The following is a 13,659-nucleotide window of genomic DNA, read 5'->3' as shown; positions in this document are numbered from 1 at the left end:
GACGAGCAATCAGTGCGATTCACACATTATCAATAATCTACAACCTGGGTAGTCTCCGGAGTTCGCGATCGGGAGCCTTGCCCGGCGCTCAGGCTTGCCGTCCCCAGGTTTCGAAGCCCGTTCCCGTTGCATTGCCCACACTCAGGGCGTAATCGATGTCGATCGTCGTCGGCTCGGTGGGGCGGCCTACGCACGTGAGTACCACGTTGTCGGCCAGATCGCTCGGCGTGAGGCAGTTCGGCGTTCCCAGCGCCACCTTCCCGCCGCGCAGCCGGACCGCGCATTCCCCGCATTCCCCGACTGTGCAGGAGTATTTCATCGGCAGCCCGGCCGCCAGTGCTGCGTCGAGGATGGTCTCGTCTTCTCCGACCGTGACGACGCCGAGGTTCTCTTCGCCGCGTTTCACGGTTACCGGCAAGGGAATTTGCGGGCCGGAGGTGGCGGCTCGGGCGAAGCGTTCCTCGTGGATGCTCGACTTCGGGACGCCCAGGTCGAGCAGGGTGGTGCGGGCGCTGTCCATCAGCCCGTCCGGGCCGCAGATCCAGAATGACGCGTCCGGGCCGATGCCTGCCGACGCCAGTATCGACGGCAGCGTGTCCGGGCCGATCCGGCCGGACTCGCCGGTCCAGCCGGGAGGTGGCTGGGTCAGCAGGTACCGCACGGTCAACCGGCCGGGGTGCTTGCGGGCGAGCCGGTCGAGGGAACGGCGGAACACGAGGTCTTTTTCGGTGCGGCTGCCGTAGATCAGGACGATCCGCGGGCCGCTGCGACTGCGCAGCGCCGAGCTGAGCGTGCTGTACAGCGGCGTGATTCCGCTGCCGCCGCCGATCAGGACCAGATCGCCTTTCGCGGCGGGCTTCAGCGGGGTGAAATCGCCGCTCGGACCGGTGAGTTCCACGACGTCACCCCGCCGGGCCTGCTCGTGGAAATGGGTCGAGACAGTCCCTTTCCGTTTGATCGACAGTCGCAGCACTTTACCCGATTCCTGTGAAGCCGAGTATGCGCGCCGGACGGTGCGATCACCCACTTTGACCGCGACAGTGAAGAATTGCCCCGGCTCGAAGTCGAAGCCTTTCCGGTCCGGTGCTTTCAGATACACGCTGACGACGTCGTCGCTCTCGGGCCGGATCGCCGCAATACGGGCTTGCCGCTTGGTCGCTTTCTCCGGTCCGTGAGTGCCGTACCCTTCTTTGGTGAGCGCCTGGTTCAACCCGAATTTGGTGAGGAAACTCATCAGCCCGGGGATTGCGTTCAGCACGTTCAGCAGCACACTGATCGCGGATTTTCCCTTGGCATTGCGGGCGATCTGCCGCGAAGCGAGGGCATTCATGTCCGGCACCTGGTCGGCCGCCGCGCGGCTCTTGGGGTTCCACAATTCAGCGTCGTCGATCGGGTGCGGTGATACCACGCGTGCGTTCTGCACCTCCACCAGCAACGCTGCCTGTGGTGCGGCACCGTTGATCGCCATGGTTTCCAGCAGTTCGGCATCGGTGGTCATGGCGCCGGTGCCGGAAACGATCGCGACTTCCGAAGTGCCCGGAACCAGTGCGGCGAACGAAATCCGGGGGTCGTGCGCGAGATTGTGGAAAGTGTCCGCGCGCTGGTTTCCTTTACGGTCGGGAATGGCCAGCGTTCGGCCGTCGAGGCGGTGCACGAAACCGGACGCGTCGCCGCGCGGGCTGGTGTCGGCCGAGCCGGACGGGCCGAACGACGAAAGGACGAGAAAGGGCGAGTTCGCCATGACCCTGGCCAGCTGCGGATCGTCGAGCGGTCCGGGCGCGGGGGATTCCGCGGAATGGTCGATGGCCCGTACCCCCGAGGCCGGCAATTCCCACAGCCCGGCGCGGGAAATCGCCCGGGAACAGTGGATGTAGACCTCCTCGATGGCAATGTCGATCTTCCCGGATTCTGCCGAAGTCACCCGGCCGTTGAGCCGGAGTACTTCGCCGACGCCGGGAAACAGGAACACCAAACCGATCCCGGTGGCATCCTTGGGCGGGGCAGCTTCGGCAGGCATCGGGATCGAAATGCCCTCGTCGTCGACGATCGTCGCGAATCCTTCGGTGCCGCCGACGAACGTGGAAACCGGTTCGTCATTCCGGTCGAGATAGCCGATTCCGGCGATGGGTGCCCGGCTGAGCAAGTCCTTGCTGCCGTCGTCGAGACGGGTGAGCTGTTTGAGCTTGATCAGCGAGGACGGCGTCCCGATGACGGCTTCGACCTGCTCGCTCGTCATCGGCGCGGGCAAGAGCTGCTGGTTTTCGCGCATGGTCCTGGTGCTTTCGGGGTAGTCAGGCCACCTGGTGGCGGAGGCCGTCGAGAAAAATGTGGAGTCCGTAGTCGAAAAGGCTTTCCGGGTCGCCGAAAGTCGCCGCGGTGACGGTTTCCGCGAATGCCCCTTCGGGCGGTTTCGCTTCCGCGGCCCCTTGCTCTTCGATCACGTGGCCGAGCACGAAGCTCGACAAGGTGAAACTCGCCCGGGCAGCGTCCTCGACGCCCAGCCCGGCCCGGGTTAGCGTGTCGATCCACAATTGGCCCAAGGCAACGGTGTGCTGCTGAGTGACATACGTACCGGCCACCACCCGCGCACCGTCGCGGCGCGAGAGCAGCGCCGCGCGAAACCGCCGGGCCAAATCCGCCAGCTGCTCGTCCCACCCACCGTCCGGGACCGCCGTACCCACCTGGGCGACGATCTGGTCCGCCATGGCGTCGAGCAACGCCTGTTTGCCGGGGAAGTGCCAGTACAGGCTGCCCGCTTGGATACCGAGGTGCGTGCCGAGCTTGCGCATGGTGAGCGAATCGAGCCCATCGGCGTCGAGCAGCTCCAATGCACCGGCCAGCACATCGTCACGGCGTAGCTGTACCACCTGCGGCTCCCTGCCTCGATCAACCCTAACGATGTTCGAGTCTAACACTGTTAGGGTTGATCGTCGACTGGACGTGATGTCGAGGGATCTTGATCATGACCACTCCCATCGGGCAGGCCTGTGCCGCGTCCGTGACGTTCGCGGGGGCGGGCACCGTCGGATCTGCCCCATCGAGTCGCCGTGCGCGAGAACGTCTGGATCCCGCTGCGGGACGGCGTCCGGCCGGCCGCGAAACTGTGGTTGCCCGAGGGTGCGGGCCCGGACGACGACGTCCACTACTGGGGCGGCACCATGTTCGCCCGATTCGGGCTGACCTGGGCGGCACACCTTCTCGCCTGCGACGCGCGGCCACCGGACGTCTCAGGCCCGGACTGGCGCCGGAAATGGCTGGAGCGGCTGCAGAAGCCGAACCGTTCATCGGGCCGTGGCTCGGCCACCAGCGGTACGACGACTACTGGAAGCAGGGATCAGTCCGGCAGGACTATTCCGCGGTCAAGTGTCCGGTCTACGCCGTCGGCGGCTGGAACGACGCGTACCCCGAACCGGTCCTGCGCCTCGGCGAAAATCTCCGGTCGCCGGTCAAGGGACCCATCAGGCCGTGGGGGCACAGGTACCCGCAAGACGGCGTGCCGGTCCGGGCCATCGGGTTCCTCACCGAAGCCGTGCGTTGGTGGGATCATTGGCTCAAGGGTGTCGACGACGCCTCATGGACGAGCCGCCTCTACCGCCAAGACGCCGTCCCGTCCGCTACGTCCTGCGACGTCCGGCCCGGCCAGGGGATCGCCGAGCCCGAACGTCCGGACGCAGCAGTTCCGCCTCGGACCGCATTCGCGGCAAGCAGCCCCCTGACCCCGGCCGCCGACGGCGGAAACTGGGCAGGATGGGGCTATCAGGGCGATGTCGCCGCCAGCGCCTCGAAGACGGCAGTCGCTGACCTTCGACTCCGCTGTCCGCGACCAGCCACTGGAGATCCTCGGCCGCCCTGCCGTGACCCACCGAAACAGCCGAGAACAACCGACGTCGCTCGACCCGGGCCGCCCCTACGACGTAACCATCCACCTCAAGGCGATCAGCTACCACGTTCCGCCCGGACACGTTCTGCGCCTTGCCCTTTCGACCAGCTACTGGCCATGGTCCTCGCCCGAGCTCCCGCACCGCGACGACCTGACGTACACCGAAACGGCCGCGATGTATTCACGGGACCATCTTGCGCTGGAGGATCGGGATGGCAGCGCTCGCTTGAACCCTCAGCGGACGGAATTCCGCCGCGGTCGGCGGGCCTTGACGACGTCTTCAGTCAACGGCGGGTCCTCCTCGACATCACTACCCCCGGCAAGCTCGCTCAACAGCACACGCAGGCTTTGCTGCTTCTCCGGAGAAAGCGGTGCCAGCAGGGAAGTCTCGACGTCACGAAGGCGTTCGACCGCGGCTGCCAGCGCGGCACTCCCCGCCTCGGTCACCTCGATGCGCCGGGCCCGCCGGTCGGCTGGGTCGGGGCGGCGTTCGACGAGGCCGGCGGTTTCCAGGTCGTCGAGCAGGTAGGTCATCACGGTGCGGTCGAGGCTCAGGTACTGGGCCAGCGCGGCCTGGGTCCGCGGGCCGCCGTGCTGGGACGCAAGAAGAACCTGGTAGCCGCGTGGTCCGCCGGGCAGGTCGGTAAGCAGGTCGTCGGTGAGGTGCCGGTAGCGGCGCACGATCGCGAACAGGGCCCAGCCGAGATCCACCTCGATGTTCATCCGGGCAGTCTAGCGTTGCCGCCGATATAATCTGTTGACAAGATGGTCTGTAACACAGATCATCTGAGGTGACGATCACCTGATGGGAGAGCAGGCAGGATGAGCACCTTGTACCGCGTGGACAGCAGCATCCAGGGCGGCCGGTCGGTGACCCGGGAGATCACCGACGAACTCGAGCGGGCCTGGTCGGCCGCGGCGCCCGGCGGGTTCGTGAGCCGGCGGGACCTGGTCACCACCCCGCTCGGCCCCTCGGTGTGGGCTGCCGCGCTCGCGGCCCGCGAAGCCGAAACGCCCACTCCCGGGCAGCAGCCCGCGGTCGATCTCGCCACCACGCTGGCCAGCGAAATGCTGTCCGCGGACCTGATCGTGATCGGCGCGCCGCTCTACAACTGGGGTCCGTCCGGGCACGTGAAGTGCTGGATCGACCTCCTGTGGACCGACCCGCGGTTCGCGCCCCGGACGTACCCGCTGACCGGAAAGCCCGTCGTGCTCGTGGTTTCCCGCGGCGGCGGCGCCTCGGCGGGCGCGCCGAAGGACGGCTGGGACCACTCCGTGCCCTACCTGGAGCAGACGTTCGGCCACGAGGTCTTCGGCGGTGACGTCACGGTCATCGAGACCGAGCTGACCCTCGCCGACCGCAGCCCGGCGATGGTGCATCTGCGGGAACTGGCCGCGGAACTGCGTGCGCAGAGTCGAGAGCTGGCCAAGGAAACCGGCGCGGCGCTGGCCAAATACGTCGCTTGAGCGGTCCGCGCACAAACGATCCGCTGCTATGTTGACGCGAGTGCCCACCTTCGAGGAGATCACCCGCCACCACGACCCCGAGCCGGCCGAGAACCCCTGGGTGAACGGCCCGCCGGCACCGGAGACGATCACGATCGTCGGCTACCGGCCCGAGTGGCCGCGCCGCTACCTGGCGGTGGCGGCGGAGATCCGCGCGGCGCTCGGCCCGGCGGTGGTGGACCTCGAACATGTCGGGTCGACGTCCGTCGAAGGGCTGGCCGCCAAGGACGTCATCGACATCGACCTGACGGTGGCCGATCCCCGCGCGGAGGAGCAGTACGTCCCCCTTCTCGCGGGGATCGGCTACCTCCTCACGATTCGCGAGCCGTCCTGGCACCAGCACCGGTGCCTGCGGCTGGCCGAGCCCCGCGTGAACTTGCACGTGTTCGGACCGGACTGCCCGGAGGTCATCCGGCACCGCATGTTCCGCGACTGGCTGCGCACCCACCCCGAGGACCGCACGCGGTACGAGGACGCCAAACGAGCGGCGGTCCCCGGGGGCGGGCACGTCATGGATTACAACGCACGCAAGGAAGAGACCATCCGCGCGATCTATGACCGGCTCTTCCGCGCGGCAGGAATGCGGTAGGTACGGCGTACCAGCGAATGCTGCTCGTGGTTTGACTTGGAGCGCGCTCCAGCTTCTAGCCTGCTGGCGCAAGCAGATCACCGGCAGAACGGAACACAAGATGACCGACACAGCCGAACGGCAGCAGCGGTTCGCACACGGCAAGGCGGTGCTCGACGCGGTCGACGGCGAGGCCGGTGCGAACGTCATCGACGCGCTCGGCGACGTCTCCCCGGAACTTGCGCACCAAGTGGTCGCCTGGGGTTTCGGCGAGATCTACTCGCGTCCCGGCTTGGCGCCTCGCGACCGGCAGCTCGTCACGCTCGGGATGCTCACCGCGCTCGGCGGATGTGAGCCGCAGCTGGCCGTGCACGTCAATGCGGCGCTGAATGTCGGGCTCACCCCACAGCAGATCATCGAAGCGATGCTGCATTCCGCTGTCTACTGCGGGATTCCGCGTGCGGTGAACGCGACGTTCACGGCAAAGAAGGTCTTCGCCGAGCGCGGACTGCTGCCGGTCGCATAGCCGTACTCAGTCCGCAGTCAGCAGCGAAGGCGGTTGTTCGGCGCCGACGCTGCGCAGCGTCATCGACGCATACTGCCGGGCGATCTCGCGTGGTTTCGGGTACCTGCCCGGCCGGTACCACTGGTACACCCAGACCCACATGCCGAGCAGGCCCAAAGCACCGACCTCGGGGTCGAGGCCGGCGTCGAACTCGCCGGTTTCGACCCCGCGCCGGACGGTGTCCTGGAACAAGACGGTCGAGCGGCGGCGCTTCTCCATGATGGCGTCCCGGACCTCGCCGGTGAGCAAGTGCTGCTCGCGGAAGAAGATCTGCACGTGCTGCTGGTACTCGATGCAGACCATCGTCGTGTCGAAAGCCATGTGGTACAGCTGTTCGGTCGGGGTTTCGAACCGCGTCAGTGCATCGTCCTGCGCTCCTAGCGCGCGGTCGATGAACTGGTCGTGGATGATGTGCAGGACCCGCTCTTTCGTGGCGAAGTGGTGGTAGAACGCCCCCTTCGTCACGCCCGCCCGATCGGCCACGTCCTTCGTCGAGGTCTGGCTGAAGCCGCGCTCGGCGAACAGGCCGAGCGCGGCCTCCATCAGCAGCCGCTTGGTCTCTTCCGGTGCGTAGCTGCGTTCTGGCGGTTTCCTCGGCACAGGTCCTCCGCGGGTCAGTACATTCCGGTCGGATGGTATCTCGCTCGTGCGTATTGCCTCCCATGGCGCCTTGTATTACATTCCTACCAGAAGGAATGTTCCGACAGTGTTTGTCCAAGCCGTCTGAGGAGCACAAATGATCGCGACTGACGCGCCAGGGGCGCCGGGCACCGGGATCGCGGCGGGATGGCTCGCCGAGATCCCCTTCGCCGAGCGGACACTCGGTGGCCTGCTGGAGCGGGCCGCGGCCGCGACCCCGGACCGGGTGCTCTTCACCTGGGAGCGCGAGGAGCGCACCCTCGCCGAGGTGAACCGGCAGGTGGACATCCTGGCCGCGCGGCTGCGGGCACGCGGAGTGGGGCGCGGCACCCGGGTCGCGCTGTTCATGCAGACCAGTCCCGAGTATCTGTACGGCTGGTTCGCGCTCGCCAAGCTCGGCGCGGTCGAGGTGCCGATCAATACCGCCTACCGCGGTGAGCTGCTGCATTTCCAGCTGGAGAAGGCGAAGGTCTCACTCGCCGTGGCCGATGCCGGAGTGCTGAACGAGGCCATCGAGGCGGTCGGCGACCAGCTTCCACTCTTGACGGAAGTCCTGGGCAACCCGGGAACGTACAGTGAGCTGTTGAGCGGCGAAGTCCCCCAGCCGATCGAGCCGCCCGCGCCGGGCGATATCGCTTGTGTCCTCTACACGTCCGGGACGACGGGACCGTCCAAGGGCGTCTTGCTCACGCATCACCACGTGGCCAGCTTCGGGCACCTTTTCGCCGAGATCACCGGTTTGCGTGCCGACGACGTGCTGCTGAACTACTCGCCGTTCTTCCACATCTCCGGCAAGTTCGCGACGCTCGGCTGCCTGCTCACCGGAGCCAGGATGGTGCTGCGGTCCCGCTTGTCGATCAGCCGGTTCTGGGACGACGCAAGGGAATCCGGCATCACCGCCTTCGTCGCGATCGGCGGCGTGTGTCACATGCTCAACGGGAAACCGCCGCGTCCCGATGACGCCGACAACCCGGTGCGGGTGGTCTACGCGGTGCCTGCGCCCGCCGAGATCTACCACGAGTTCGAGAAGCGGTTCGGCCTCAAGATCGTCGAAGCCTACGGTTCGACCGAGTCCAACCTGCTCGTGAACTCGTCGTTGCACGAGTCCGTTCCCGGTGCATGCGGACGGCCCAACCCGATCTTCGAGGTACAGGTCGTCGACCCGGACGACGTTCCCGTACCCGACGGCGAGCCCGGCGAGGTCGTCGTGCGCTGTGCGGACCCGCTGTTGCTGTCGGCCGGGTACGACGGCTTGCCCGACGCCACGGAATTGGCGTGGCGCAACGGCTGGTTCCACACCGGTGACCGCGCAATGCGTGACGAGAGCGGCGCACTGTGGTTCAAGGACCGGCTCAAGGACTCGATTCGCCGTCGTGGCGAGAACATTTCGTCGTACGAGGTCGAGCGGCTCGCCAACGGCCACCCCGAGGTGGCGGAGTCGGCCGCCGTCGGTGCGCCGTCGGAACTGGGGGAGGACGAGGTCCGCGTCGTCGTCGTACTGCGTGAGGGCGCGACCACCGGGCCGGAGGAATTGTTCCGCCACTATGCGCGGACGATGCCGTACCACATGGTGCCGAGGTACATCGACATCGTCGACGTCCTTCCCCGCACCCCGACCGACAAGGTCGAGAAATACAAGCTGCGCGCGGAATGGCCGGGCGCGCACACCTGGGACGCGGCCGCGGCCGGCTGGCGGATGACCCGTACCGGCCCGGTCCGCACCTGATCGTCCGAAGACATCACCCGAGGAGTTTCGTGTCCGTCATGAAAACCCCGCAGCGATCGCTCGACGAGAATCGGCTGCGCACCGCCGTCACGGCGGCCAACCTGCCCACCCTGACCATGGTGCTGTTCCAGCTCACCGGTGACCGCCGGTGGCTCGAGGATCCGTACCGCCCCGCGCGTGGCGCAGGCCTTGGCCCGAACGACTCCGGCGGCCTGGACGACGCGCTGGCAACCGAAATCAGGTCCGCGGCGGTCAAGGCGATCACCGCGTGGTCGCGCGGCGCGGAACCCGTGGTGTCGAACCCGGATCCGGAGCTGCTGCAGACGATGCTGTCCACGACCGTCGGCGAGGAGGTCCCCGCCGAGTACGAGCGGCTGATGCGCGAGGAGATGGGTTTCGCTCCGGAACCCCGGCCGCACCGAGTGCCGGGCGAACGTATTGCCGAACGGGATTTCCGCGTCGTGATCATCGGCGCGGGCGTCTCCGGGCTGATCGCCGGTGTACGGCTGAAGCAGGCCGGGGTGCCGTTCGTGATCCTCGAGCGCAACCACGACGTCGGCGGAGTGTGGCTCACCAACACCTATCCCGGCGCCGGGGTGGACACTCCCAGCTATCTCTACTCGTTCTCGTTCTTCCCCTGGAACTGGTCCACGCATTTCGGCAAGCGCAACGAAGTCGCCGCCTACACCGCCGCCATGGCCGACCATTTCGGCCTGCGCGAGCACATCGAGTTCGGCGTGGACGTGGACTCGGCCACTTGGGACGAGACCGGGCAGCGCTGGTTCGTCTGCGGCGGCGGGCGAACCTGGAGCGGGAGCGCGGTGATCAGCGCCGTGGGGCTGTTCAACACCCCGAAGGTGCCGGACCTGCCCGGCCTCGGCCAGTTCCGCGGACCCGCCTTCCATACCGCGCAATGGCCGTCGGACGTCGACGTTACGGGCAAGCGGGTGGCGGTCGTCGGCACCGGAGCCAGCGCCATGCAGGTGGTGCCCGCGATCGCCGACCGCACCGCGCATCTCACGGTGTTCCAGCGCTCACCGCAGTGGGTCGCGCCGAATGCCGAGTACTTCGCGCCGGTCGGCGAGGACGTGCATTGGCTCATGGAGAACGTGCCATTTTACCATGTATGGTACCGGTTCCGGCTCGCCTGGGTGTTCAACGACCGCGTGCATCCGTCGCTGCAGATCGACGAGAACTGGGCGCACCCGGAGCATTCCCTCAACGCCACCAATGACGGGCACCGCCGGTTCTTCACCCGCTACCTGCACGAGCAGCTCGACGGGCGGCCGGATCTGATCGAGAAGTCCTTGCCTGCCTACCCGCCGTTCGGCAAGCGGATGCTGCTGGACAACGGCTGGTTTGCCGCGCTGCGCAGGGACGACGTCGAGCTGGTCACCGACGGCGTCGCGCGGATCACGCCCACCGGGGTGGTGACCGATCGCGGACAGGAGTACGAGGCCGACGTTCTCGTGCTCTCCACCGGGTTCGACGCCCGGCACTACCTGCCCGGCATCGAAGTCCGCGGCCGTGGCGGCGCGGAACTGCACGAGGCCTGGAACGAGGACGACGCGGTCGCGCACCTCGGCATCATGGTCCCCGGCTTCCCGAACTTCTTCCTGATGTACGGCCCCAACACCAACGCGGGGGCCGGTGGCAGCTTCATCTTCGTCGCCGAGGCGCAGGGCCGGTACATCGCGGACCTGCTTTCGCTCATGGGCCGGACCGGGATCGGCGAGCTCGACGTCCGGCCGGAAGCCTTGGCGCGCTGGGTGTCCGAAGTGGACGAAGCGCACTCCCGCATGGTCTGGAGCCATCCGGGAATGACCACGTACTACCGGAACTCGCGCGGCCGGGTGGTGACGAACTCGCCCTATCGTGTCGTGGACTACTGGGCGATGACCCGGGAACCCGACCTGGCCGACTTCCGCCGCACCCCCGTCCGCGCACACGCCGCCTGAGTCCACTGGAGAAACCATGTCCCTGCGCAGAGTCCTGTTCGTCGCCGGAGCGAGTTCGGCGATCGACTGGTACGACTTCTTCATCTACGGCACCGCAGCCGCGCTGGTCTTCAACAAGCTCTTCTTCCCCGCGGGCAACCCGGTGGCCGGCACCCTGCTGGCGTTCGCGACGTTCGCCGTCGGGTTTGCCGCGCGGCCGATCGGCGGCATGCTCTTCGGGCACTTCGGCGACCGGGCCGGGCGCAAACCGGCGCTGGTCACCTCGCTGTTCCTGATGGGTATTTCCACGACGCTCGTCGGGGTCCTGCCGAGCTACCACAGCATCGGGGTCGCGGCGCCGATCATCCTGGTGGTGCTGCGGGTGTTGCAGGGCATTGCCGTCGGCGGCCAGTGGGCGGGCGGCGCACTGATCGCGACCGAAAGCGCACCGGCGCACAAACGCGGGTTCTACGGCAGCTTCGCCCAGATCGGGGTGTCGGTGGGCCTGTTCTCCTCCACCGGGGTGTTCATCCTGGTCACCTCATTGCTGCCGGACGACGCATTCCAGGCGTGGGGCTGGCGGCTGCCGTTCCTGCTGAGCGTGGTGCTGGTGGCGATCGCGTTCTTCGCCCAGTTCAAGCTGGAGGAGACCGCGCCGATGAAGGAGGTGAAGCGCGAGGCAAGGCCGTCGCGCTCGCCGGTGCTGGAGGTACTGCTCACCAACTGGCGGACGGTGCTCCTCGCGGGTGGCGCCATCGTCGTGATCGGCACCAACTTCTACCTCTTCGGCACCTACCTGCTGTCCTACGGCACTTCCGTGCTCAAGCTGCCGCGCGGTCTGCTGCTGGCCGGGGTGCTGATCGGGGCCGTCCTGCAGGCGGTGGCGATTCCGTTGTGCGGCGCGCTCTCCGACCGGATCGGCCGCCGCAGGGTGTACCTGACCGGCGCGGTCGCGCTGGCGGTGTGGATCGTCCCGGCGTTTCTCTTGCTGGGCACCAAAAATCCGGTGCTGGTCGTACTCGCGATCGCCGTGGGGGAGGCGCTGGTGGCGCTCGTCTACGGGCCGCAGGCTGCGCTGTTCGCCGAGCTGTTCCCCGCCCGGATGCGGTATTCGGGAGCATCGCTCGGGTACCAGCTCGGGTCGCTTGTCGGCGGCGCACTGACCCCGTTGATCGCGACGGCCCTGTACGCGCGGTTCGGCAGCTACCTCCCGGTGGCCGGACTGGTCGTGGTGACCGCGATCGTGTCCTTCATCTCCGTTGTCCTGATGGCGGAAACCGCGCGGACGCGCCTTGACGACACTCCGCCGGTGTCCACTGTGGAGCACGCGTGAACGCCCCGCTGACCGGGTTGAAAGTCCTGGAGCTGGGCGGAATCGGCCCGGTGCCGCACGCCGCCATGATGCTCGGCGACCTGGGTGCCGACGTCGCCCGGGTACAGCGGCCCGGCGGGTTCACCCTCGCCGCCCCATCGCGGGACCACCTGCTGCGGAGCCGCCGGGTGCACGTGGTCGACGTGAAGTCCGCTGGTGGCCTCGAACAACTCCGCGCGCTGGCGGCGGTCGCGGATGTCCTGCTGGAAGGCTTCCGGCCGGGCGTGGCCGAGCGCCTCGGTCTCGGACCGGACGAGCTGACCGGGCGCAACCCGCGGTTGGTCTACGCGCGGATGACCGGTTGGGGCCAGCGCGGTCCACTGGCCGCCAGCCCCGGGCACGACATCAACTACCTCTCGCTCAACGGCACCTTGCATGCAATGGGACCGGCGGACGGTCCCCCCGCACCCCCGCTGAACCTGGCGGGAGACTTCGGCGGCGGTTCGATGCTTCTGGTCACCGGCGTGCTGGCCGCATTGTGGGAACGCGACCGCTCCGGCACCGGCCAGGTGATCGACGCGGCCATGATCGACGGCAGCGCACTGCTGATGCAGTCGATCTGGGCCTGGCGCGGGATCGGCTATTGGTCCGACACCCGGGGCGCCAACCTGCTGGACGGCGCGGCACCGTTCTACCGGTGCTACCCCTGCGCGGACGGCCGGTACGTCGCGGTCGGCGCCATCGAACCGCAGTTCTACGCAAACCTGCTCAAGGGACTCGGCCTGTTCGGCGAAGACCTGCCCGACCAGCACGACCGGACATTTTGGCCAGTGCTCACCGCCCGATTCGCCGGCATCTTCGCCACCCGAGCCCGCGACGATTGGGCGCGGGTTTTCGAGAACCTCGATGCGTGCGTCACCCCGGTCCTGTCGTTCGAGGAAGCCGCCGTCCACCCGCATGCCCGTGACCGCGCGTCGTTCGTCGAACTGGACGGTGTCGTACAACCTGCGCCTGCCCCGCGGTTCTCCCGTAGCGGCACGGAAAAACCCCGGCCGCCACGAGCGCCGGTGCCGATCGCCGAGACCCTTGCCCGGTGGGCACCACGGTAGGTGCGCGAAGGCCCCGGCGGCGCGCGGCGGACCGCCGCTCTCGGGTGCGTTGACTACGGTACCCCCCTAGGGTATAAATGGGTCATGAGCGAGTCACCCACGCCTGCCGGGCCGCACGGCTACAGTGCGGCCAAAGAGGACTACCTCAAGCGGCTGCGCCGGATCGAGGGGCAGATCCGGGGGTTGCAGAGGATGGTCGAGGAAGACAAGTACTGCATCGACATCCTCACCCAGGTGTCCGCGGCCACCAAGGCGTTGCAGGCGGTGTCCCTCGGCTTGATGGACGAGCATCTGCACCACTGTGTCGCCGATGCGATCGCCGAGGGCGGGGCGGCCGCCGAGGACAAGATCCGCGAGGCGAGTGACGCCATCGCCCGTCTCGTCCGTTCCTGAAACCGTTCCTGAACCCATTCCGGA

General features: G+C 67.6%; 12 protein-coding genes and 2 pseudogenes. 10 read left to right on the top strand and 4 right to left on the bottom strand.

The window, feature by feature from the left end; all coding sequences use genetic code 11:
- Nucleotides 1–88: 88 nt before the first annotated feature.
- Both OO71_RS05660 and OO71_RS05655 read right to left on the bottom strand, forming a co-directional pair.
- The gene (locus OO71_RS05660; protein ID WP_051791039.1) at nt 89–2,269 is read right to left on the bottom strand and encodes a 2Fe-2S iron-sulfur cluster-binding protein; all 2,181 of its coding nucleotides are present in this window, start codon (nt 2,267–2,269) and stop codon (nt 89–91) included.
- 22 nt (nt 2,270–2,291) lie between these two features.
- Nucleotides 2,292–2,867 carry a TetR/AcrR family transcriptional regulator C-terminal domain-containing protein gene (locus tag OO71_RS05655; RefSeq protein ID WP_033288547.1) on the bottom strand — a complete coding sequence of 192 codons (576 nt, stop codon included), beginning with the start codon at nt 2,865–2,867 and terminating at the stop codon, nt 2,292–2,294.
- Nucleotides 2,868–2,962: 95 nt separating this feature from the next.
- Here OO71_RS05655 and OO71_RS53260 point away from each other — a divergent pair.
- Nucleotides 2,963–3,466, top strand: a pseudogene (locus OO71_RS53260) (CocE/NonD family hydrolase); the annotation flags it as partial.
- A 298-nt stretch (nt 3,467–3,764) separates the two neighbouring features.
- A pseudogene (locus tag OO71_RS53255) lies at nt 3,765–4,016 on the top strand (CocE/NonD family hydrolase C-terminal non-catalytic domain-containing protein); the annotation flags it as partial.
- 98 nt (nt 4,017–4,114) lie between these two features.
- On the opposite strand, the gene OO71_RS51990 reads toward OO71_RS53255, so the two are convergent.
- Nucleotides 4,115–4,603 (bottom strand): MarR family winged helix-turn-helix transcriptional regulator, encoded by a 489-nt coding sequence (locus tag OO71_RS51990; protein WP_033288546.1) that lies wholly within the window; start codon nt 4,601–4,603, stop codon nt 4,115–4,117.
- A gap of 99 nt (nt 4,604–4,702) precedes the next feature.
- Here OO71_RS51990 and OO71_RS05645 point away from each other — a divergent pair, with 99 nt between their 5' ends.
- The 3 genes from OO71_RS05645 to OO71_RS05635 all read left to right on the top strand — a co-directional run bounded on the left by OO71_RS05645 (nt 4,703) and on the right by OO71_RS05635 (nt 6,480).
- Nucleotides 4,703–5,347, top strand: a complete 645-nt coding sequence (locus tag OO71_RS05645) for an FMN-dependent NADH-azoreductase (protein ID WP_033288545.1) — start codon at nt 4,703–4,705, stop codon at nt 5,345–5,347.
- A 40-nt stretch (nt 5,348–5,387) separates the two neighbouring features.
- Nucleotides 5,388–5,975: a GrpB family protein gene (locus OO71_RS05640; RefSeq protein WP_033288723.1), complete on the top strand. Its 588-nt coding sequence runs from the start codon at nt 5,388–5,390 to the stop codon at nt 5,973–5,975.
- Between the two features lie 100 nt (nt 5,976–6,075).
- On the top strand, nt 6,076–6,480 hold the full coding sequence (locus OO71_RS05635; protein ID WP_033288544.1) for a carboxymuconolactone decarboxylase family protein: 405 nt from the start codon (nt 6,076–6,078) through the stop codon (nt 6,478–6,480).
- 6 nt (nt 6,481–6,486) lie between these two features.
- On the opposite strand, the gene OO71_RS05630 is transcribed toward OO71_RS05635, so the two are convergent.
- Complete coding sequence (locus tag OO71_RS05630) at nt 6,487–7,119, bottom strand: TetR/AcrR family transcriptional regulator (RefSeq protein WP_033288543.1); 633 nt, start codon at nt 7,117–7,119, stop codon at nt 6,487–6,489.
- A gap of 136 nt (nt 7,120–7,255) precedes the next feature.
- On the opposite strand from OO71_RS05630, the gene OO71_RS05625 reads away from it, so the two are divergent.
- From OO71_RS05625 to OO71_RS05605, 5 genes are all read left to right on the top strand, one after another.
- The gene (locus OO71_RS05625) at nt 7,256–8,884 is read left to right on the top strand and encodes an AMP-binding protein (protein WP_051791038.1); all 1,629 of its coding nucleotides are present in this window, start codon (nt 7,256–7,258) and stop codon (nt 8,882–8,884) included.
- Between the two features lie 38 nt (nt 8,885–8,922).
- A complete protein-coding gene (locus tag OO71_RS05620) occupies nt 8,923–10,842 on the top strand; it encodes a flavin-containing monooxygenase (RefSeq protein WP_033288721.1) in 1,920 nt (639 codons plus the stop codon).
- 16 nt (nt 10,843–10,858) lie between these two features.
- The gene (locus OO71_RS05615) at nt 10,859–12,154 is read left to right on the top strand and encodes an MFS transporter (RefSeq protein WP_033288542.1); all 1,296 of its coding nucleotides are present in this window, start codon (nt 10,859–10,861) and stop codon (nt 12,152–12,154) included.
- Nucleotides 12,151–13,242, top strand: a complete 1,092-nt coding sequence (locus OO71_RS05610; RefSeq protein ID WP_033288541.1) for a CaiB/BaiF CoA transferase family protein — start codon at nt 12,151–12,153, stop codon at nt 13,240–13,242. Before OO71_RS05615 ends, OO71_RS05610 begins: the two co-directional genes overlap by 4 nt.
- 84 nt (nt 13,243–13,326) lie before the next feature.
- A complete protein-coding gene (locus OO71_RS05605; RefSeq protein WP_033288540.1) occupies nt 13,327–13,635 on the top strand; it encodes a metal-sensitive transcriptional regulator in 309 nt (102 codons plus the stop codon).
- Nucleotides 13,636–13,659: the final 24 nt, after the last annotated feature.

Origin of the sequence: Amycolatopsis jejuensis, assembly GCF_000717335.1 — a bacterium.
GTDB lineage: Bacteria > Actinomycetota > Actinomycetes > Mycobacteriales > Pseudonocardiaceae > Amycolatopsis > Amycolatopsis jejuensis.
Note: the sequence above shows the minus strand (reverse complement) of the source record. Positions and strands in the feature narration are given on the sequence as shown.